Genomic DNA, 19,809 nt, shown 5'->3' on the forward strand with positions numbered 1-19,809 from the left:
GTCGGCCCCAAGGAACTCAAGGACAGCGCCGATCTGACGCTGTTCTTGCTCGATCAGGACGGGCCCGAGCCCGATGACACCGAGCGCGCCCGCAAACGCGGGCTCACCAAGGCAAAACAACGCTCCGACGCGATGATCGGGATTTCTGGGACGCTGACACCCGAAGCGTGGGCGGTGTGGGAAGTGATTTTCGCCAAGTACGCCGCACCAGGGATGTGCAATCCCGACGATCCCCAACCCTGCACATCGGGGACCCCGACACAGGCCCAGATCGACAACGACCACCGCAGCCTGGCCCAGCGCCAACACGACGCGATGATCGCCGTCGGGCGCATCGCCTTGATGAGCGGTGAGCTCGGTCAGCTCAACGGGCTGCCGGTGTCGCTCATCATTCGCACCACCCTGAGGGAATTGGAATCACGGGCCGGGGTCGGCACCACCGGCGGCGGCACACTCATGCCGATCGCCGATGTGATCCGGCTGGCCGGCCACGCCAACCACTACCTGGCGGTCTTCGACGACGCGACCGGATCAGCCCTGGATCTGTTCCGCGCCAAGCGCATCGCCACCCCGGCGCAGCGGATCATGCTCATCGCGCGCGATGGCGGCTGCACCAAACCGTGCTGCACTGTGGGCGCCTACGGCTGCCAAGTGCATCACGTGTCGGCCGACTGGTCCAAAGGCGGTAACACCAACGTCGACGAACTCGGACTGGCCTGCGGAACCGACAACCGCAGCGTCGACGAAGACGGCGGCTGGACCACCCGAATGAACGAGCGCTGCGAGGTCGAATGGCTGCCACCACCCGGACTCGACACCGGCCAGGCACGGCTGAACTACTACCACCGACCCGAACGGCTCCTGCGCCCACCCGAAGAACACGAAACCCACAGCCAGACAGTCGACGACGACAACGCTGCGTCGCCCGAACCCGACGATGGCGGCCGGATAGTCGACAACGACACCGCCGCGTCACCCGATGCTGCTGACGACAGCCGAGAAGTCGACAACGACAACGCTGCGTCACCCGAACCCGATGACGACAGCCGGACAGACGACACCGCTACGTCGCCTGAACCCAATGACGGTGGCCGGATAGACGACACCGCTGCGTCGTCCGAACCCGATGACGGCGGCCGGATAGACGACACCGCTGCACCGCCCGAACCTGCTGACGACGGCCAGCCCGGCGAGACCCAATCGAGCGCCGCGACGCCCGTCGACGGTGCCGGTGAACCCGGTGGGCCGGCGCCACCAGGAGATTGGGCGGCCTGAGGGCCGCAGGGCTCGAGCCCCTGACAGGACGACGTCAGCCCTGCGCCTCGACGGCGACCGGCTGCCATTCCTCCCAGGTCTTGAGCCGATTCTCGTAGTCGGCCTTGGCCAACTGCAGCGGTAGATCACCGAAAAACACTCGTAGCGGAGGAGTTTCGGCATCGACGACCTTGAGCAGCGCCCGCGCCGACGCCTGCGGATCGCCGGGCTTGGCCACACGCTGACTGCGGATCCGGTCGGCCTCTTCGTGCACCTCTCGGTAATCCGGCAGCGGCTTCGAGCGCCGAGACGACGAGCCGGCCCAGTCGGTCGAGAAACCACCCGGTTCGATCAGCGTGACGTGCACCCCGAACGGAGCCACCTCCTGCGCCAGCGACTGCGACAACCCCTCCAGGGCCCACTTCGATGCGTGGTAGATACCGACGTTCTGGAACGCGGTGATTCCGCCGATCGACGACACCTGGATGATGTGCCCGCTGCCCTGCGCGCGCAGGTACGGCAGCGCGGCCTGAGTGACCCACAGCGCGCCGAACACGTTCGTCTCGATCTGGTCGCGCGCCTCCTGTTCGGTCACCTCCTCGATGAAGCCGAAATGCCCGTAGCCGGCGTTGTTGACGACGATGTCCAGCCGCCCGAAGTGGTCGTGGGCCTGCTTGACCGCCGCGAAGTCCGCCTCACGATCGGTGACGTCCAACGCCAGGGGCAGCAACGCATCGCCGTATCTCTGACGAGATCGTCCAGTGAGGACACGTCGCGCGCCGTCGCCGCGACCTTGTCACCGCGCTCGAGCGCCGCGATCGTCCACTCGCGTCCAAAGCCCCGCGACGTACCGGTGATGAACCAAACCTTTTCGCTCATGCTCCCTATATCCCCTGTGCACGTCCTCCACATTCCCGCTTCGAGCATCTTCACAGCTACGGTGAAACTCATGGGCCGCGCGACGCTGGAGAAGAACCCACGCGATGTGGCGTCGATGTTCGACGCGGTGGCCCGGCGCTACGACCTGACCAACACCGTGATGTCGCTGGGTCAGGACCGCTTCTGGCGGCGGGCGACGCGGGCGGCATTGCGCATCGGCCCGCAGGACAAGGTGCTCGATCTCGCGGCGGGCACGGCCGTGTCGACCGTCGAACTGGCGACCTCGGGGGCGTGGTGCGTGGCCGCGGACTTCTCGGTCGGCATGCTGGCCGCCGGCGCTTCCCGGGATGTGCCCAAGGTGGCCGGTGACGCCACGCGACTGCCGTTCGACGACGGCGTGTTCGACGCGGTGACGATCAGCTTCGGTCTGCGCAACGTCGTGGACCACGCGGCGGGTCTGCGTGAGATGGCCCGCGTCACCCGCCCCGGAGGACGGCTGGTGGTCTGCGAATTCTCCACGCCGACGAACCGGTTGTTCGCCACGGCGTACAAGGAGTACCTCATGCAGGCGCTTCCGAGAATCGCCCGAGCCGTGTCCTCCAACCCGGAGGCCTACGTCTACCTCGCCGAGTCGATCCGCGCATGGCCCGACCAGACGCAACTGGCCCACCATATCGCCGGCGCCGGTTGGTCCTCGGTGCGCTGGCGAAACCTCACCGGGGGAATCGTGGCGCTGCACGCCGCCACCAAACCCCTGCGCTGACGGCAACATCAGCAGCACGAAACCACTGCAACCCCGGCGTGTCGCGCGCCGTTGTGACGAGAATCACCGTTAACTTATTGCGACGACGGGGGTCCGCGAACAAGGCGGTGGCGGGATGTCGGGTGGGGTCGGATCGCGACGGTTGTCGCGCCGGTCGTTCGTGATGGGAACGGCCACCGCGGCCGCCCTGATGGCGATGCCGCCGACGGCCCGCGCAGCGCCGGGCAAGTCGGTCGCGGTGTTCGGAGCGGGCATCGCAGGGCTCACCGCCGCTCACGAACTCGTCGAGCGCGGCTACGCCGTGACCGTGTACGAGCGCAAGGCGCTCGGTGGCAAGGCCAGATCGATCCCCGTACCCAACTCCGGTTCGACACCGCTGCCCGCCGAACACGGCTTCCGATTCTTCCCCGGCTTCTACCGCAACGTCACCGACACGATGCGGCGAGTTCCGTTCCCCGGCAACCGAAACGGCACCTGGGACAACCTGACCCGCGCGACGTCGTATCTGCACTCCGGGCTCGGACGCCACGACCTGACGATCCCGCTCCCGTTCCCGCTGCCGATGATCCCGAATCCGATCACCCCGAAGGCGTTCATCGACTCCGTCGCGACGGTGTTCGAGACGCTGTTCCAGTTGCCGCCGTGGGAAGCGATCTACGCGGCGCAGAAGCTCGCCGTCTACGTCACCAGCAGCACCGAACGCAAACTCGGGCAATGGGAGAACATGACGTGGGAGGACTACATCGGCGCGAACAGGAAGTCGCCGGAGTACAACCGATACCTCGCCGACGGCATCATCCGCAACCTTGCCGCATCGAAATCCAAAGATGCGAGCGCACATTCGATCGGACTCGTCGGCGAAGCCTCCGTCTGGTCGATCCTGCTCCTCGGAAATGACTCCGACAACAAGGGATTCGACCGCGTACTCAACGGCCCGACCAGCTCGCAGTGGCTCGACCCGTGGGTCGACCACCTGCGTGCGCAGGGTGTGACGTTCCGCGTCGGTGAGGCACTGGCCCGTCTCACCCCCAACGGTAGGCACATCGAGTCCGCGACCGTCGTGAGCACCGGCGGGATGCCACGGCAGGTCACCGCGGACTGGTACGTCTCGGCGATACCGTGTGAAAAGCTCGCCGCGGTGCTCACGCCGGATGTGCTCGAGGCCGACCCGCAGCTGGCCAACATCGCCCTGCTGCGCACGGAGTGGATGAACGGTCTGATGTTCTACCTCAAAGAACGCGTCGACGTCACCAAGGGCCACGTCAACTACGTCGACTCCGGTTGGGCCATCACCTCGATCAGCGAGGAGCAGTTCTGGAAGAAGAGCCTCACGAACTACGGCGACGGCAGCGTCAAAGACTGTCTGTCCGCGATCATCTCGGACTGGACCACACCAGGCAACTTCAATCGTCGAAGCGCGAGGGACTGTACGCCGCAAGAGATCGCCAGGGAGGCCTGGGCCCAGATCAAGGCGCACCTCAACGACACCGACAGGGTCGTCGACGACACCATGCTGCACTCCTGGTTCCTCGACCCCGCGATCATCGACTCCGGCACACCGGATGTGCGCAATGACGAACCGCTGTTCATCCAGGACCCCGGCTCCTGGAACCGTCGCCCCACCGCGGTCACCGGTATCGACAACCTGTTTCTGGCCGGCGAATGGATCAAGACCGACCAGAACGTCACGACCATGGAGGGCGCCAACGAGGGCGGCCGCTACGCCGCCAACGGCGTACTGCAGGCGTCGGGTTACAACGGCGACATGGTGAAGATCGTCGAGTTGTTCCAGGCGCCGTGGTGGGTGCCGTTCAAGAACGCCGACCGGGCTCGTTACCGCGCGGGACTTCCGCACCTGCTGGATATCGTCGACACGAGGTGGCCGACCCGGCGGTAGCGGGAAACCGGGGTCGGTCACCTCGATCGCGCGCTACGGTCTGGGGATGCACGGACGCCTGGTCGACCCGGACTCCACCCTCGCCACCGATCCCCGCTCCGATCCCCGAATGGTCAAGGCCTTCGCGCAGTTCGGTCTCGACGGCCGACTGCCCGCCGCACCGCTGAGCGTGGACGCACCGCTCGAGGACCGCATTGCCTTCGCGACCGTGAGCGAGGAGGGGATGGGCGCGATCCTTGAAGCGTTGGCCAAGGGCCTGCCCGAGGTATCCGGGGTGACCACATCGACGACAACCATTCCCGGCCCCGACGGCAACGACATCACGCTCTACATCAGCCGCCCCGACGACGACGGCGGCCTGATACCCGCCGTCGTTCATCTGCACGGCGGCGGCATGGCGATCGGCAGCGGCGCCGACATCGGCTACATCAAGATCCGTGAATGCCTCGCCGCCACAGGGCTCGTCGTGGTCGGCGTCGAATTCCGCAACTCCGGCGGCAAACTCGGCCCGCACCCGTTCCCTGCCGGTCTCAACGACTGTGCCGCCGCGGTGCGCTGGGTGGCGGCCAATCGCACCGAGCTCGGTGTCAGCCATCTGATCGTGTCGGGGGAGTCCGGCGGCGGAAACCTCACGCTGACCGTCGCGCACAAGGCCAAACGAGAGGGCTGGCTACACGAGATCGCCGGGTGCTACGCGCAGTGCCCTTACATCTCCAACCGCTGGCTCGAAGAGTGCGATGACCTGCCCTCGCTGGCCGAGAACGACGAGTATTTCGTCAGCCGCCACCAACTTGCGCTGTTGGGTTCGATCTACAACCCCGACGGCTCCCATGCCGGCGACGCCACCTGCTGGGCGGCGGTGGCAACGGACGAGGAACTCAACGGCCTTCCGCCGCATGTTATTTCGGTCAACGAATTGGACCCGCTGCGCGACGAGGGTCTCGCCTACTACCGGCGCCTGCTGCGCGCGGGTGTTCCCGCGGTGGGCCGGGTGGTCGCGGGCACCTGTCATGGCGGTGACCTGCTGTGCGGGGCTTATATGCCCGAGGTGTTCGACGCATCCATCCGCGACGTCAGCGGGTTCGCGAAATCGCTCGGCTAGTTAGTCGTCGATATCGATGGCTGCCTGCTGGCCACCGCCAGTCGGTGCGGCGCTGTTGACGGCCGGCAGGGGCGGTTCGGACTTGGCATTCGAGGACGGCTTACCGGTCGCACCCCGGTACGGCGTGCACACGCCGACGAAAGGCACGTCCTGACATGGTCCCTGGGGCAGCGCGGCCGCAATCGAAGCTGAGGACAGTGCGGCAGCGGCGACCGCGATCGCGGCAACAGCCGATCGAACTCTCAGACCGAGCATCGTGGTTCCTTCCGCCGATGCCTACATGAACGCCGCTGTGCACCAGGATAATCCCTGCACGTCGCCGAAAACAGGTCGTCTAGCTGGTCTTACAGTTAGCCCGGTTATGAGTCTCGATCATTGCGGGCGTCCCAAATGCGTTCCGTCTGCGGGCCGACGTCGGGGTCGTGGGTTTGCTGAAAGTTGCGTCCGCCGCGGGCGTAGGTCGCGAGAACCGCTGCGGGGACGTCGGGTTCGAGGATGGGCTCGCGCAGCCAGCGGCACGGCCGCACATGCACCAGGTCGACTGCGGCGGCCTCCTCGGCGTCGTCCCGGCGGTACGGACCATCGATGCGGCCCAACCAGAAAAGCCCGTCGGCATCGCGGGTCCATACGAAGGACCCGTCTTCGGCATCGGCGAATCGGTCCACGCGGCGAGCCAGCCGCTCGCCGAAACCCGCGTCGCCGAAACCGACGAGGCCCAGAGCCAATGCCCGGTCGAGCGATTTCTGGGGGTCGATGTCGTCGCGGCGAGACCGCATCGGGGCCCGGTACACGGCGGTCATCCGCGATATTCTGCCTGTGACATGGAGACGTTCAAGCGCTATCTGATGTTTCAAGCCATGATGTTCGTCTTCGGCATCGTCGGCCCGATATTCCTGATCCTGTACTTCGCGTCCCAACCGGACCCCACCATGCGGTGGGCGTACTGGATCGGATTGTTCATTACGGCCGCAGACGTTCTGATTGCGTTGGGGCTCACGGCTTCTACGCAAACGAATCGGGAACCCGCAGACACCCGCATCGCGGTGAAGCTCCTCGAGCGGCGCCGGCGCGACTAGCTGAACGGCGCCCGTTCGTCGATTCGCCGCGACAGGCGACCTGCGCCGCGCCAGACCCGGGCGGTCCAGTCCTCGTCCTCATCGGTGACGAAGTTGCCCATCACCCGCACCGCGATGTTCATCAGCGTCGCCGACCGCATCGCGAGCGGCCCGGTTGCCGGCAGGAACCGCGGGAACGTCAGCAGCAGCGCGAGCCGCCGGGCCACCGAGAACCCGCGCGCATAGTGCGCCGACAGCACCGCGGGCCACGCCTGCGACAGATCACCGGTGCCCAGCAGTTCGGCGGCCAGCCGGCCGGTTTCGAGACCGTAGTCGATACCTTCGCCGTTGAGCGGGTTCACGCAGGCCGCAGCGTCGCCGATCAACATCCAGTTCTGCCCGGCCACACCCGACACCGCCCCGCCCATCGGCAGCAGCGCCGACAGGCCGGCGCGCGGTTCGCCGACGAAGCCCCACTCCTCACGACGTAGCCCGGTGTAATAGGACATCAGTGGCCGCAGCGCGGCGTCGGCCGGGCGCTTGGCCGTCGCGAGCGCCCCGACGCCGATGTTCACCTCGCCGTTGCCCAGAGGGAAGATCCAGCCGTATCCGGGCAGCACCGCACCTTCCGGCGAGCGCAGCTCCAGGTGCGAGGTGATCCACGGTTCGCTTGCGCGCGGCGTGCCGATGTAGCCGCGGATCGCCACGCCGTACACCGTCTCCTGATGCCATTCGCGGCCCAGCACGCGGCCCAGCGTCGAGCGGGCTCCGTCGGCGACGATCAGCTCGCCGCAACCGATCTCGGCGCCCGAATCGAGTGTCACCGCCGCCACGCGCCCGGAGGCGTCATGGCGCACGTCGACGGCTTTCGCGCCGAGCATCATCTTCGCGCCGTCGTCGACGGCGACCATGCGGATGCGGTCGTCGAGTTCGGTGCGCGGAACCGCGCTCGAGGTCGACGGAAACGACCGTCCCGGCCACTCGATCTCGACGTCCGCCCCGAAGCCGGACATCCGCAGGCCACGATGCCGCACCCGACCGTCCAGCCACGGCCCGAGGCCGAGGCGGCGCATCTCCAGCACGGCGCGCGGAGTCAGCCCGTCGCCGCAGGCCTTGTCGCGGGGGAACTGCACCTTGTCGATGACGAGGACGTCGCGGCCGTTGCGCGCCGCCCACGCGGCGGCGGCCGAACCCGCGGGGCCGGCCCCGACGACGACCACGTCCGCTCGGTTGTCCATGGTTCCCAGTATGTTGGCAGGGTGAGGACGCCAGCGACGGTGGTAGCCGGGGTGGACTTCGGAGATCCCGAATTCGCGCAGGAAGTGCGCGACGGGGTCGCCCGCATCGAAGACCTGATGGCCACTGAGCTCGGCAAAGCCGACGAGTTGATGGCCGAAGCGGTACAACACCTGTTCCAGGCCGGCGGGAAGCGGTTCCGCCCACTGTTCACGGTGCTCTCCGCCCGGCTGGGTCCGGACCCGGATGCCTGGCAGGTCACCGTCGCGGGCGCGGTCATCGAACTGGTGCACCTCGCGACGCTGTACCACGACGACGTGATGGACGAGGCGCAAGTCCGTCGCGGTGCGGACAGCGCCAACGCGCGCTGGGGCAACAACATCGCGATCCTGGCAGGCGACTACCTGTTCGCGACTGCCTCGCGTCTGGTCAGCAGGCTCGGACCCGACGCCGTTCGCATCATCGCCGACACCTTTGCCCAGCTGGTTACCGGCCAGATGCGGGAAACCCGCGGCGCGGCCGAACACGTCGATTCCGTCGAGCACTACCTGAAGGTCGTCTACGAGAAGACCGCATGCCTGATTGCGGCGTCCGGCCGGTTCGGGGCGACATTCTCGGGTGCCGACGAAGAGCAGATCGAGCGGTTGAGCCGGCTGGGCGGCATCGTCGGCACGGCTTTCCAGATCTCCGACGACATCATCGACATCGACAGCGATCCGGACGAGTCCGGCAAGGTGCCGGGCACCGACCTGCGCGAAGGTGTGCACACCCTGCCGGTGCTGTACGCGCTGCGTGACGACGGTCCCGCCGCCGACCGGTTGCGCGAGCTACTGGCCGGACCGGTGGAAAACGACGACGACGTGGCCGAGGCCCTGCGGCTGTTGCGCGGGTCACCGGGTATGACCAGGGCCAAGCAGACCGTCGCGCAGTACGCGGTGCAGGCCCGCGAGGAGCTCTCCCAGCTGCCCGAGGGGCCGGGCCGTCAGGCCCTGGCGACCCTGGTGGATTACACGGTCAACCGGCACGGCTGAGCACCGGAACTTGCGGAGCCCGCCTAAGCGTTGACTCAGCGAAGTCTTTCTTTCCGAAGGAGGAAGCGATGACCTGGCATCCGCACGCGAACACCGCCAAGACGTTCGCTCTGCTGGTGGGGTTCTCGGCGCTGATCGTGTTCATCGCCGCGCTGTTCCGCAATACGGCGCTCATCGGCCTGGCGGTGCTGTTCGCCGTCGGCATGAACGCCTACATGTATTTCAACAGCGACAAGATCGCGCTGCGGGCGATGCACGCGCAGCCCGTCACCGAAATGCAGGCCCCGGTGATGTACCGGATCGTGCGCGAGCTGGCCACCACGGCCCGCCAGCCGATGCCGCGGCTGTACATCAGCGACACCGACGCGCCGAACGCGTTCGCCACCGGCCGCAATCCGCGCAACGCCGCGGTGTGCTGTACGACCGGCATCTTGCAGATCCTCAACGAACGTGAACTGCGGGCGGTGCTCGGGCACGAACTCTCACACGTCTACAACCGCGACATCCTGATCTCGAGCGTCGCCGGCGCGATGGCCGCGGTCATCACCGCGCTCGCCAACATCGCCTACTTTGCGACGATCTTCGGCGGTAACCGCGAGGGCGCCAATCCCTTTGCGATCCTGTTGGTTTCGCTGCTCGGCCCCATCGCGGCGACGGTGATACGGCTGGCTGTGTCGCGGTCGCGGGAGTACCAGGCCGACCAGTCCGGCGCGGAGCTGACGGGCGATCCGCTGGCGTTGGCCAGCGCGCTGCGCAAGATCAGCGCCGGCGTCGAGCAGGCACCGCTGCCGCCCGACCCCAAGCTGGCCGATCAGGCGCACCTGATGATCGCCAACCCGTTCCGCGCGGGCGAGAAGATCGGCAAGCTGTTCTCGACGCACCCGCCGATCGGGGACCGCATCGCCCGCCTGGAGTCGATGGCCGGTCGAGGCCCTGGCTACTACTGACACCTCACCGGTCAGTGGTCTGTCAGCCGCAGTTCGACCATCGGCAGGGCGGTGTTCTCGGTGGTGATCGGTGCGCCCAGGGTCGATTCGAGGACCGGCTTCATCGTCTCCCACGCCCGGCGGTGCCGGTCGACGTAACGGCGCAGCGCAGCATCCGCTTCGTCGGTGCTGAGCGGACGCGCGATCGCGGGCCTCGACAACCGGGTACCGACGGACACCTTCACCCTGGGATCGGCCTGGACGTTCTTGTACCACTGCGCGCGGGTGCCGAAGCCGGAGGCGACGATGTAAGCCTCCGGGTCAGTCCGATCGAGCACCTCGAGCACCACTTGCCGGGTCTGCCCCGACTTCCGGCCGATGTGTTCCAACAACAGGATCCGCGAGCCGAAGATGAACCCGAGGCGTACCCGATACAGCCCGATCGGGGCACGCATCAGCCGACGTGACCGCAGAGCCTTGGTGCCTGCGCCCACCAACACGTCCGAGACTCGGTGAACCAGGTTCAAAAGCGCGCACATCGAGATCCTCCTTCGCTGTGCGTATTTGCCACTCCGTGGGCATGTGGTGTGTGAGCGGCCCACAGAGTCCTTGTCTGAGCGCGTAAAAGGGGAGTAGAACCGACAGTACGGACCAGCCCGACGGACGGCGAACCCCAACGGAAGGGCGGTGGGTCGGTCATGTCGTCAGCGATGTCGTTCGCCTGGCCTGCTCGGTTGGAGCAGCGGGTCGCGCGCATCTGTGCGCGGGCTCAAGATCCGCTCGAACTACTGTCTGCGGTCGCTACCGTCGTCCGGGCAAAGATCTCCTACGCCGCCGCGGGCTGGCTGCTCACCGACCCCGACACTTTGCTCATCACCGGGGTGCATGCCGAGAACGTCACACGTCAGCAGAATCTCGCACTCATCGAATGCGAGTTGACCACCGACGACGTGAACAAGTTCGTCGACCTCGCACGGCGGGAGGTCCCGGCGGCTTCGCTCGGCATCGAGACCGGCGGTGATCTGAGCCGCAGCACGCGTTGGTCGAAGATCTACCAACCCAACGGATACGGCGACGAGATGCGGGGCGTCTTCAGTTCCGGGTCGGCCACCTGGGGGCACTTCTGCCTCACCCGGCGTGCCGAGGACCCGTTCTTCACCGAGGTCGAGGTCGCCACGATGGCGAGGCTCTGCCCGCACGTGGCCAACGGCATCCGGGCGTCCCTCCAGCTCGACGGTAGGCCCGTGCCGTCCGTTCCCACGGCGCCCGCGCTGCTGATACTCGCCGACGACGGCAGCATCGAGTCGATGACACCGCAGGTCAGCGAGTGGCTGGGGCCCGTCGAGGTCGAACGTCTGGAGAGCACCATCGTGCTGCACGAGGTCGCTCACCGGGCGCGCGTTCTCGCCGAAACCGGAGTCGGCGAGCCGGCGATGGCCCGCACCAGGGGCCGCTCCGGTGACTGGCTCGTGGTGCGGGCAGTCCGTCTGGAGCGGGAGGGGGCGGAAACAGGCTGCACCGCAGTGGTTTTGGAGCAGGCGCGCCGTTCGGACATTGCCCCGCTGCTGGTTCACCTGAGCCAGCTGACCCGTCGCGAGAAGGAGGTCACCCAGCTGCTGTTGACCGGCATGTCCACCCGGGAGATCGCCGGCCGGCTGTGGATCACCGCCGAGACGTTGCGCGGTCACATCAAGGCGATCTTCGCCAAGCTAGGTGTGAACAGCCGTCCGGAGCTTGCGGCACTACTCTCGCAAGACCTCGTCCTTCGGCAGTGACTCGCGCAACTTTGGAGCCGCCAGCTGCACGGCAATGTCGTCGGCTACCCGTCTAGCCAACGTTCCAACGAATCTCGTCAGCCCCGGCCGGTACACGTAGCCGACGAAGCGAAGACCTGGCAGTACCTCGGTGCCGCGTCCGTCGCGGGGCATGCCCCGCTGGTCGAGGACATCGAGATGGGAGACCATGGCATCCAGTCCGGTTCGGTACCCGGTGGCCGCGATGATGGCATCGACCTGAACAGAGGTGCCGTCCGCAAGGACCGCTCCGTCGGGTTGGAGTCGGTCGACGGCCGCTACCACGCGAAGCGAGCGATCGCGGATCGCATCGATCACTTGACGATCGACGATTGCAGTGCCCGCGCCGCGGCGCTTGAGTCCAGCGATCGGCCCCTCCGGCGGCTTGCCGAACCCGTAATCGCTCAGATCGCCGATCATTCCGCGCTGCACGGCAAGCAGAATCTTGTCGACGAGACCGGCGGGAAGCCGGAGAAAGAGCGGCATCGGCAGGTCGAAGGGCAGCCGACCGACTTGCCGCAGAAGAATGTTCGGCGGAGTGCGCACCGCCAGCAGTACCTCTGGGCAACCCGAGCGGCTCAAGTCGTGGGCGATCTCGAGCCCGCTGGAACCCGCGCCGGCGACCAACACACGCTGACCGGCGAACCGGTCGGCGTTGCGGTACTCCGCGGTGTGCACGACCCGCCCGACGAAGCCGTTGTCGGCTGCCCAGTCGGGGAGAGCAGGCTGATTGAAGATGCCCGTTGCGACCACGACATGGCGTGTCCTGCGTGGACCGCCGTTGGTGGCAACCTTCCAACCTCCCTCGGGGAGCGGGTCGAGTCGCTGCACGTCGACACCGAGTTCGACGGCAACATGGTGGCGGCCGGCGTAGGTCAGCAGATAGTCGACGTACTGGTCGCGGGTCGGAAACTGACCGAAGCGACGCGGGAACGGGGCGCCGGGCAGAGCCGAATTGCGGCGGCATGTGTTGAAACGCAGGGCGTCGTAGCGACCTGACCAGGCGGCGCCGATCTGCCCGCCACGCTCGACGACGGTCACGTCCACTCCCCGCGCGAGCAATTCGGCGGCGCAGGACAATCCGGCCGGACCGCTGCCGATCACCAGCACGGTGTGCTCGGTTGTCATGGCGGTTCCTCCGTGAGCTTTCGCTGTGGTTACAGCGTCGGCCGAACTCGCGGTTCGCGCCATCCCGCAGGTGGGGGGTCCACCCCTCTGGCCGATGCGGGTAACACCCTGTCGACCTGCGGCGATGTGATTCGTGTGCTGCGAGTATTCCCGCTACCCCTTAGGGTGTGGACCGTGCTGAACAGGGTTTTGATCGGCGTCGTCGGGTCCGCGGGGGCGGCCCTGATCGGCGCGCACGGTATCGCCGCCGCTCAACCGTCCGAGCCGCCGGCGCCACCGGCGCCGAACGTCAACGCGCTCGCGCCGGTGAAGCTGTCGGAGTTCGCGAAGATGGACGGCCACTGGTATGCGTTCAAGACCCCCGACGGATTGACGTGCGTGCTGCAGCGCAACGGCGGCTACGGCTGCAGCGGTGCGATCCCCGCGGCACCGAACGGCGCCAACTTCGTCAGCGGCGGCCCGGGTGTGCCGCAGTTCTCGGCGACGACGGCCGATGTGTTCGCCGTCGTCGGCGACGCCAAGCCGCTGCCGGCCGGTTCGCGAATCAGCTTCCAGACCGTCAGCTGCGGCAGCGACGGCGGCGTGACGACGTGCTCGGACAGCCGAAACCAGTCCGGCTTCGTGTTGAGCCCCGCGGGCAGCCACATCATCAACGGCGGCAGGGACCCGCTGCTGGAGCGGCCCGAGGGCACGAACCCGTTTTTCAACTGAGCTAGAACCCGGCGCCGTGCACCTCGTGCCCGGGCTTCTCGACCATCAGGCCGCGGTAGGCGTCCTCGACGGAGGAGCCGTGGTTGACCACGGCGTCGACCTCGCGGGCGATCGGCATCGAAATCCCGTACTGGTCGGCGAATTCCATGATGACGCTCGCCGCCTTCACACCCTCGGCGACCTGGTTCATCGACGCGATGATCTCGTCGATCGGCTTGCCCGCACCCAACTGCTCACCGACGTGGCGGTTGCGGCTGCGCTGGCTGGTGCAGGTGACGATGAGGTCGCCGATGCCCGCCAGGCCGGCGAATGTGTCGCGGTGCCCGCCGGTCGCCTCGCCGAGTTTGGACATCTCGCGGATCGCACGGGCCATCACCATCGCGCGGGTGTTCTCGCCGATCCCCAGCGAATAGCCCATCCCGACCGCGATCGCATAGACGTTCTTCAACGCCCCGGCCATCTCCACGCCCACCACGTCGTCGGTGGTGTAGGTGCGAAACCGCTTGGTGCGGAACAGTCGTGCCAGATCCGCGGCGAGTTGCTGGTCGGGCATGGCGAGCACCGCGGCGGCGGCGTACCCCTCGGCCACCTCACGCGCGATGTTCGGCCCGGCCAGGATTCCGGCCGGATGCCCGGGCAGCACCTCGGAGACGACCTGGCTCATCCGGAAGTTGGTGCCCTGCTCGAGGCCCTTGACCAGCGATACCACCGGAACCCACGGCCGCAGCTCCTTGGCCAGCTCGGTGAGCACGCCGCGAAAGCCGTGTGACGGAACGCCCATGACGATGACGTCGGCGCATGATGCCGCTTCGGTGAAGTCCGTCGTAGCCTTCAGACCCTCGGGAAGCTCGACCTCATTGCCGAGGTACTTCGAGTTGCGGTGGTTGTCGTTGATGTCATCGGCGGTCTCCTGTGAACGCACCCACTGCAGCGTCGGCCCGCGGCGGGCGCAGATGGACGCCACGGTGGTGCCCCAGGAGCCTCCACCGAGGACGACGACTTTCGGTACACGTTGCGCAGGTGCCATGCCGATCAGGGTAGGTCGGACGGCTGATCTTCACGGGCAGTTCACGAACTGCGGCGGTCAGTCGCCGGCGAGGAAGCCGCGGACGGCGCGCTCCAACACTTGCGTCGCAGTGACCATCGCGTCGATGGAGATGCTCTCGTCGTAAACCGCCCATCCGTCGTCGCCGGGCCCGAAAGTCACCGCGGGGATACCGGCATGGCGGAACCGGATGGTGTCGTTGAACGCGGGTTTGGTGTAGCGGCGGACGGCCTCGCCGGTCACCGCGCGGTAGGCGTCGTCGATCGCGGAGACGAGCGGTTCGGAGGCGGGCACCTCAGCGGTGCCGGCGACGAACGTCGGCCCCGGTACGTAGGTCACCTGGGTCTCGATTCCCGCGGGCGCCAGTTGGCTGATCCGCTGCTGGAAGGCGAGGAGCAACTCTCCGGAGGAGACGCCGGGTCCGATGTTCACCGCGGCTACCCGCGCCACCGCCTCGAGTGGAGTGAATTGCGCCATCCCGGCCTCGCCCGCCGACAGGCCCACCACGGAAATCGGCCAGTCGCCGACCGGGTTCTGGCGGATCTGGGTGAGTGCCTCGGCGAGAAACTGCGCCGGGTTGGCGCCGGTGTCCGGTCGCCAGATGTGGCTCGACGTCCCGCGCGCGACGATGTCGATCAGCGCGTGTCCGGTCTGCGCCGTGGCCAGCGCGATGCCGTGCCGCGCACCGTCGGACCACGCCGTCGGTTCGACGGTGATCGACGCATCGGGTCGCAGCCCGTACTCGTCGACGAGATAACAGGATCCTTCGATGCCGTTGCGTTCCTCGTCGACGGTGAGCGCGACGAGCAGCGTCCCGGTCCTCGGCGGGTCCGCGACGACCCGGCGCGCCGCGGTCAGCAGCGTCGCGAGGTTCGCTCGCGTGTCCGACGTGCCCCGTGCGTAGATGCGCCCATTCAATTCCGTTGCCCGGTAAGGATTATCGGCGCAGACGGTCCAGCGGCTGGGCGGGCCGGAAGGGTAGGTGTCGAGGTGGTCGTTGAGCATCAGTGTTGGACCGGGACCGAATACCTTGGTGGCCAGCACGTTCTGTCGGGTGGGGTGTCTGTCTGCCGACCAGCCTGACGTCGAACCCCCACTCGGTGAGCAGCGCTGCGACCGGTTCGGCGATGCGTGTCTCCTCCGGCGGCCGCGCGGGCCCGTCGAGGCTGTTCTCACACCAGGGTTGGCCCGCGGACACCAAAGTCCTGGTGAGCTCGACCAGTTCGGCCCGGTCGACGGGGGTGACGGTGAGGCTCATGCTGTTTCGCTGCCGATCAGCTGCCGCAGGCCGTCGCGGTCACGCCCCTGTGCAAGTCCGAGGGTGACGAGGAGGCGGGCTCGGTGTGGGGTCAGCCCGGCCGCGAGTACCGCGCCGGTTGCCGCCAACGTGGCGACCCCGCCCGGATATCCGTACCGCGGTGCCACGCGCGCGTCAGGCGCCCGCGTCGTGATCACGACCAGCGTTCCGTCTTCGATCAGGTGTTGTGCGGCCCTGGCCTGGCCGGGTGGCAGGTTGCCTGCGCCGTTGGCGGCGACGACGACTGCGGGCCGCCCGGCTCCCGCGAACCTGAGCCCGGCGCCGTCGTCGCCCAGTGCGGCGAGCACCAGCGGCACCGGCTCGATCGGCGAGTTCGGCGCGCCGTGTGCCGCTCGCCGCGGCGGTGTGCGGAACCATTCGACATGGCCTCCGCCCACCACCCCGATCGGCCCGCGTCCGGGCGCGTCGAACGCGTCGCGTGCCACGCCGGACACCTTGAGGACCTCCCGTGCGGAGAAGATGCGACCGGAGAACACCACGACCGGGTCGATGTCAGCCCCAGAGGACGCGACGGTCAGCGCGTCAGCGAGGTTGGCCGCACCGTCGCTGTCGGGGCGTTCGCCCGCGATCATCGATCCGGTGACGACCACCGGAACCGGCCAGCTCTCGCGGTAGGCCAGCCAGGCCGACACCTCCTCGATCGAATCGGTGCCGGTCGTCACGACTATGCCGCCCACACCCTCAGCGACGAGCGCGCCGACCCGCGTCGCCAGCCGTTCCATCAGCTCGAAGTCGACCTCCGAGCCGCCAACCAGCGCCAGATCCTCGGCCCCGCCGAATCCGTCGACTCTGTCGGCCAGAGCTGTCGCGCCGCGGAAAGGGACAGCGCCAGAGTCGGTCTCGCGCATCGATATCGTGCCGCCGAGCCCGATCAACCGAATGTCACTCACTGGGCGTCACCCTCGAGCGGGGCACGCACAATGATGGCGCCGTAGTCGGGAATCTGGGCGTCGGCCGGAACGCGGCCGATGCTCTGCGCCCACCGGGCGCGGTCGGCGAGGTCGGCAGGCAGCTCGGGACCGAGGGCGGTGTTGAACTGGAACTCGCCGATGACACCTTTGACGAGTTGTTCGTCGAGACCGGTTGCCTCGGCGACAGCGGCCAGCGCGGCGGGATCGCCGTTCGTCAGCGGGGCGTCAGCCTTCTTCACGGCGGCGAGGAACTCGGTGAGTGCGGCCTGGTGGGTGGCGAGCGTGTCGGCGTTGGTGAGGTAAAGGCTGTGCTGGCTGTACTTCTCGGGGCCCTGTAGCTCGACAACGTCGTCGCCGAGCTCGGCGACGGACTTTGCGAGGGCCGGCTGGAACACGGCGACGGCATCGACGCTGCCATTGCCGAGTGCGGTGGGTATCTCGGCCGGGCCCGTCTGCACCAATTGCGCCTCGACACCGGCCTGGTCGAGGAACTTCGTCGCGAAGTAATGCGCGCTGCTGCCGAGCGGCACGGCGATGGTGCGGCCCGAAAGGTCGGGGATCGACGTGATTCCTGCCGAGCGTCGAGCCACGAAACGGCCTTCGGCCCAACGTGATCCGTCGGCGATGATACGCAAATTCGGATTCTTCAGTGCCGCGGCCGACGTCGGGACGTCACCCCCGTTGGCCACGTCGACCGCGCCGCCGGCGAGAGCCTCGAGTGCCGCGGCGCCGGTGGGGAACGGCACCACGTTGATGCTCACTCCGGAATCGGCGAAGTAACCGAGCTTCTCGGCGACGGGGACCTGCGACCAGCAGGGGTCCACCACCCATCCGACCGTCAAAGTGTCTGCGGCCTTGGCAGATTCGGCGCTACTGCAGCCGGTGATGGCGCCGATCGCGGCCAGGACGGTGGCGGCGATGGCGGTGAAGCGTCGTAGGTTCATGTGATCTCCGGGGTTAGACGATGGGGCTGGGGTCGGGACGCAGGAGGTCGTGCAAACGCCTGCGAAGCGGTGCGTAATCGGCGAATTCGGCGACACGGCTGGCGGGCCGCGGACGCGGCAGGGGATTGTCGAGATGGTCGGCGAGGGTGCCGTTCGCTCCCATCACCACGATGGATGAGGCGATCCGGAGAGCCTCGTCGACGTCATGGGTGACGAAGACGATGGTCGTTCCGGTGCGCTCCCACAGGTCGATCACGAGGTCCTGCATCTGCGAGCGGGTCAGTGCGTCGAGCGCACCGAAGGGCTCGTCCATCAACAGAACCTGCGGGCTGTTGGCGAGAGCGCGGGCGATGCCGACGCGCTGGCGCATCCCGCCGGACAGTTCGTGGGGCAGTTTGTTCTCGACATCGCGGGACAACCCGACGGCGTCGAGCAGGGTGCCGATTCGTTGTCGGCGTTGCGCGCGCGGCACTTTCGCCGCACGCAGCGCGAACGAGATGTTTCCGGCGACGGACGTCCACGGAAACAGCACGTCGCGCTGGAAGACGACGCCGCGCTCGCGGCCCGGTCCTGTCACCAAGGCACCGTTGAACGAGACCTGACCCTCGGTCGGCGTGACAAACCCCGCCATGCAGTTGAGCAGCGTCGACTTGCCGCACCCCGACGGCCCCAGCAGCGCGAGGAACGCGCCCGCGTCGACGGTCAGATCGAGATCGTCGAGCGCCCGGTTGCCGGCCGCGTATTCGACCGTGAGACCGGAGATTCCGATGCCGCCCGCCGTCATGACTGTTCCTTGGCCCAGCGGACAAGTCGATGGGTACCGCGGTGGAACAGCTGATCGGCCAGTGCGCCGACGACGCCGAGTGCGATCAGGCAGGCGAAGAGACGGTCCGGCTGGCTGAACAAGCGCGCTTGGTCGAGTCGGAACCCGAGACCTTCGGTCACGCCGGCCTGTTCGGAGGCGACGATGAGGATCAGCGACATCGCGATGCCCTGCCGCAGACCGGTGAGGATGAACGGCAACGCGGCGGGCAGGACCACCGAGGTAAAGACCTGGTGTCGCGGCGCCCCGAGGCACGCCGCGACGCGGAGGTAGTCGTCGCGGGTCGAGGAGATGCCGGCGTGGGTGTTCACCCAGACGGGGAAGAACACGCCGAGGGTGGTGAGGAACAGTTTCGATTCCTCGCCGATGCCGAACCACAGGATGGCCAGCGGTACCAGCGCGATCGCGGGAATCGGTCGGATGACCTGAATGGTGGGTTCGAGCAGTACGCGGGCGACGCGGCTGCGGCCGGTGAGGCTGCCGGTGATGATGGCCAGTGTCGAGCCCAGCAGGAACCCGCTGAGCGCGCGGCGGAAGCTTGCGGCGGCATCCTCGATCAGCGTGCCTTGGGCGTGCATGTCGAGGGTGGCGGCGACGACGTCAGCTGGGGAGGGGAGAAGGGACGGCGAGAAGATCTGCAGGTGGACGAGCAGCGTCCACAGGGCGACGACGCCGAGCAGGCTCAGCCCGGCGAGAAGGCCGAAGAGGTAGCCGCGCGACGATCGGGAAGGGATGGCGGCTTTGCGCGCCCGCGACGCCCGTGGGGTGCGAAGTATCGGCGGTGCCGCCATCGCGCCATCCCTTCGAGCCGGTGACCTGGTTGGCCGGAACGGTAAAGGGAAATCAAGATCGCGGCGCGGGCGTGCGGCCGGGTGCAAGTCGCGTGGGCGCGAATCCGCCACGGGGGGCTGTACACGACCTGCGGGGTCACGGGTAATGCGCCACCGCCGAGCGCGCTAAATAGTTTCAATCAGTTTGATCGAAGCGCGCCCG

21 protein-coding genes and 1 pseudogene are annotated in these 19,809 nt (G+C 67.5%); 9 read left to right on the plus strand and 13 right to left on the minus strand.

The genetic code is table 11. From position 1 onward, the window contains the following. The coding region (locus tag AU072_RS12725) for a DUF222 domain-containing protein (RefSeq protein WP_120271047.1) at positions 1 to 1,275 on the plus strand (1,275 nt) is incomplete at its 5' end. A gap of 34 nt (positions 1,276 to 1,309) precedes the next feature. On the opposite strand, the pseudogene AU072_RS12720 reads toward AU072_RS12725, so the two are convergent. Beyond that, a pseudogene (locus AU072_RS12720) lies at positions 1,310 to 2,133 on the minus strand (SDR family oxidoreductase). A 70-nt stretch (positions 2,134 to 2,203) separates the two neighbouring features. Between AU072_RS12720 and AU072_RS12715 the strand changes: the two are divergent. The 3 genes from AU072_RS12715 to AU072_RS12705 all read left to right on the plus strand — a co-directional run bounded on the left by AU072_RS12715 (position 2,204) and on the right by AU072_RS12705 (position 5,895). Beyond that, a complete protein-coding gene (locus AU072_RS12715) occupies positions 2,204 to 2,896 on the plus strand; it encodes a demethylmenaquinone methyltransferase (protein ID WP_064414061.1) in 693 nt (230 codons plus the stop codon). Positions 2,897 to 3,011: 115 nt separating this feature from the next. Further along, positions 3,012 to 4,793: a hydroxysqualene dehydroxylase gene (locus AU072_RS12710; protein WP_064414062.1), complete on the plus strand. Its 1,782-nt coding sequence runs from the start codon at positions 3,012 to 3,014 to the stop codon at positions 4,791 to 4,793. A gap of 46 nt (positions 4,794 to 4,839) precedes the next feature. Continuing rightward, entirely contained in the window at positions 4,840 to 5,895 is a 1,056-nt protein-coding gene (locus tag AU072_RS12705; protein WP_064414063.1) for an alpha/beta hydrolase, read from the plus strand. Here the strand turns inward: AU072_RS12705 and AU072_RS28165 are convergent, their stop codons facing one another. Further along, positions 5,896 to 6,150, minus strand: a complete 255-nt coding sequence (locus tag AU072_RS28165) for a hypothetical protein (RefSeq protein ID WP_133147282.1) — start codon at positions 6,148 to 6,150, stop codon at positions 5,896 to 5,898. Positions 6,151 to 6,254: 104 nt separating this feature from the next. Beyond that, complete coding sequence (locus AU072_RS12700) at positions 6,255 to 6,695, minus strand: GAF domain-containing protein (RefSeq protein WP_120271046.1); 441 nt, start codon at positions 6,693 to 6,695, stop codon at positions 6,255 to 6,257. A 21-nt stretch (positions 6,696 to 6,716) separates the two neighbouring features. On the opposite strand from AU072_RS12700, the gene AU072_RS12695 reads away from it, so the two are divergent. Beyond that, on the plus strand, positions 6,717 to 6,971 hold the full coding sequence (locus AU072_RS12695) for a hypothetical protein (protein ID WP_064414107.1): 255 nt from the start codon (positions 6,717 to 6,719) through the stop codon (positions 6,969 to 6,971). On the opposite strand, the gene menJ is transcribed toward AU072_RS12695, so the two are convergent. Then, complete coding sequence (menJ, locus tag AU072_RS12690; RefSeq protein ID WP_064414064.1) at positions 6,968 to 8,188, minus strand: menaquinone reductase MenJ; 1,221 nt, start codon at positions 8,186 to 8,188, stop codon at positions 6,968 to 6,970. The genes AU072_RS12695 and menJ overlap by 4 nt on opposite strands. Positions 8,189 to 8,209: 21 nt before the next feature. Between menJ and grcC1 the strand changes: the two genes are divergently transcribed. Together grcC1 and htpX are read left to right on the plus strand one after the other, a co-directional pair. Next, the gene (gene grcC1 / locus AU072_RS12685; protein WP_174523785.1) at positions 8,210 to 9,217 is read left to right on the plus strand and encodes a nonaprenyl/(2E,6E)-farnesyl/geranylgeranyl diphosphat synthase; all 1,008 of its coding nucleotides are present in this window, start codon (positions 8,210 to 8,212) and stop codon (positions 9,215 to 9,217) included. A gap of 68 nt (positions 9,218 to 9,285) precedes the next feature. Beyond that, a complete protein-coding gene (htpX, locus tag AU072_RS12680; RefSeq protein WP_064414066.1) occupies positions 9,286 to 10,164 on the plus strand; it encodes a zinc metalloprotease HtpX in 879 nt (292 codons plus the stop codon). Between the two features lie 11 nt (positions 10,165 to 10,175). On the opposite strand, the gene AU072_RS12675 is transcribed toward htpX, so the two are convergent. Further along, entirely contained in the window at positions 10,176 to 10,682 is a 507-nt protein-coding gene (locus AU072_RS12675; protein WP_064414067.1) for a nitroreductase family deazaflavin-dependent oxidoreductase, read from the minus strand. A 159-nt stretch (positions 10,683 to 10,841) separates the two neighbouring features. On the opposite strand from AU072_RS12675, the gene AU072_RS12670 reads away from it, so the two are divergent. Continuing rightward, complete coding sequence (locus AU072_RS12670; protein ID WP_064414068.1) at positions 10,842 to 11,918, plus strand: helix-turn-helix transcriptional regulator; 1,077 nt, start codon at positions 10,842 to 10,844, stop codon at positions 11,916 to 11,918. Here the strand turns inward: AU072_RS12670 and AU072_RS12665 are convergent. Beyond that, positions 11,886 to 13,064: a flavin-containing monooxygenase gene (locus tag AU072_RS12665; RefSeq protein WP_064414069.1), complete on the minus strand. Its 1,179-nt coding sequence runs from the start codon at positions 13,062 to 13,064 to the stop codon at positions 11,886 to 11,888. The two genes, AU072_RS12670 and AU072_RS12665, sit on opposite strands and share 33 nt — an antisense overlap. 174 nt (positions 13,065 to 13,238) lie before the next feature. Between AU072_RS12665 and AU072_RS12660 the strand changes: the two genes are divergently transcribed. Further along, the gene (locus AU072_RS12660; protein ID WP_064414109.1) at positions 13,239 to 13,775 is read left to right on the plus strand and encodes a hypothetical protein; all 537 of its coding nucleotides are present in this window, start codon (positions 13,239 to 13,241) and stop codon (positions 13,773 to 13,775) included. Position 13,776: 1 nt separating this feature from the next. Here AU072_RS12660 and AU072_RS12655 read toward each other — a convergent pair whose 3' ends face one another. The 7 genes from AU072_RS12655 to AU072_RS12630 are packed head-to-tail and all read right to left on the minus strand — an operon-like array spanning position 13,777 to position 19,607. After that, on the minus strand, positions 13,777 to 14,802 hold the full coding sequence (locus tag AU072_RS12655; protein WP_064414070.1) for an NAD(P)H-dependent glycerol-3-phosphate dehydrogenase: 1,026 nt from the start codon (positions 14,800 to 14,802) through the stop codon (positions 13,777 to 13,779). Positions 14,803 to 14,859: 57 nt separating this feature from the next. Beyond that, positions 14,860 to 15,825, minus strand: coding sequence for a M20 family metallopeptidase (locus tag AU072_RS12650; protein WP_133147285.1), 966 nt, complete (start codon positions 15,823 to 15,825; stop codon positions 14,860 to 14,862). Further along, complete coding sequence (locus tag AU072_RS28160) at positions 15,758 to 16,078, minus strand: hypothetical protein (protein ID WP_133147284.1); 321 nt, start codon at positions 16,076 to 16,078, stop codon at positions 15,758 to 15,760. The genes AU072_RS12650 and AU072_RS28160 overlap by 68 nt, the downstream gene beginning before the upstream one ends. After that, on the minus strand, positions 16,075 to 17,028 hold the full coding sequence (locus tag AU072_RS12645; RefSeq protein WP_064414072.1) for an asparaginase: 954 nt from the start codon (positions 17,026 to 17,028) through the stop codon (positions 16,075 to 16,077). The genes AU072_RS28160 and AU072_RS12645 overlap by 4 nt, the downstream gene beginning before the upstream one ends. Next, positions 17,025 to 17,993: an ABC transporter substrate-binding protein gene (locus AU072_RS12640; protein WP_064414073.1), complete on the minus strand. Its 969-nt coding sequence runs from the start codon at positions 17,991 to 17,993 to the stop codon at positions 17,025 to 17,027. The genes AU072_RS12645 and AU072_RS12640 overlap by 4 nt, the downstream gene beginning before the upstream one ends. 13 nt (positions 17,994 to 18,006) lie before the next feature. Further along, positions 18,007 to 18,777, minus strand: a complete 771-nt coding sequence (locus tag AU072_RS12635) for an ABC transporter ATP-binding protein (protein WP_064414074.1) — start codon at positions 18,775 to 18,777, stop codon at positions 18,007 to 18,009. Then, positions 18,774 to 19,607: an ABC transporter permease gene (locus AU072_RS12630; RefSeq protein ID WP_064414075.1), complete on the minus strand. Its 834-nt coding sequence runs from the start codon at positions 19,605 to 19,607 to the stop codon at positions 18,774 to 18,776. Before AU072_RS12630 ends, AU072_RS12635 begins: the two co-directional genes overlap by 4 nt. Positions 19,608 to 19,809: the final 202 nt, after the last annotated feature.

The sequence above is a fragment of the Mycolicibacterium novocastrense genome (assembly GCF_001499835.1).
GTDB classification, from domain to species: Bacteria; Actinomycetota; Actinomycetes; order Mycobacteriales; family Mycobacteriaceae; genus Mycobacterium; species Mycobacterium novocastrense.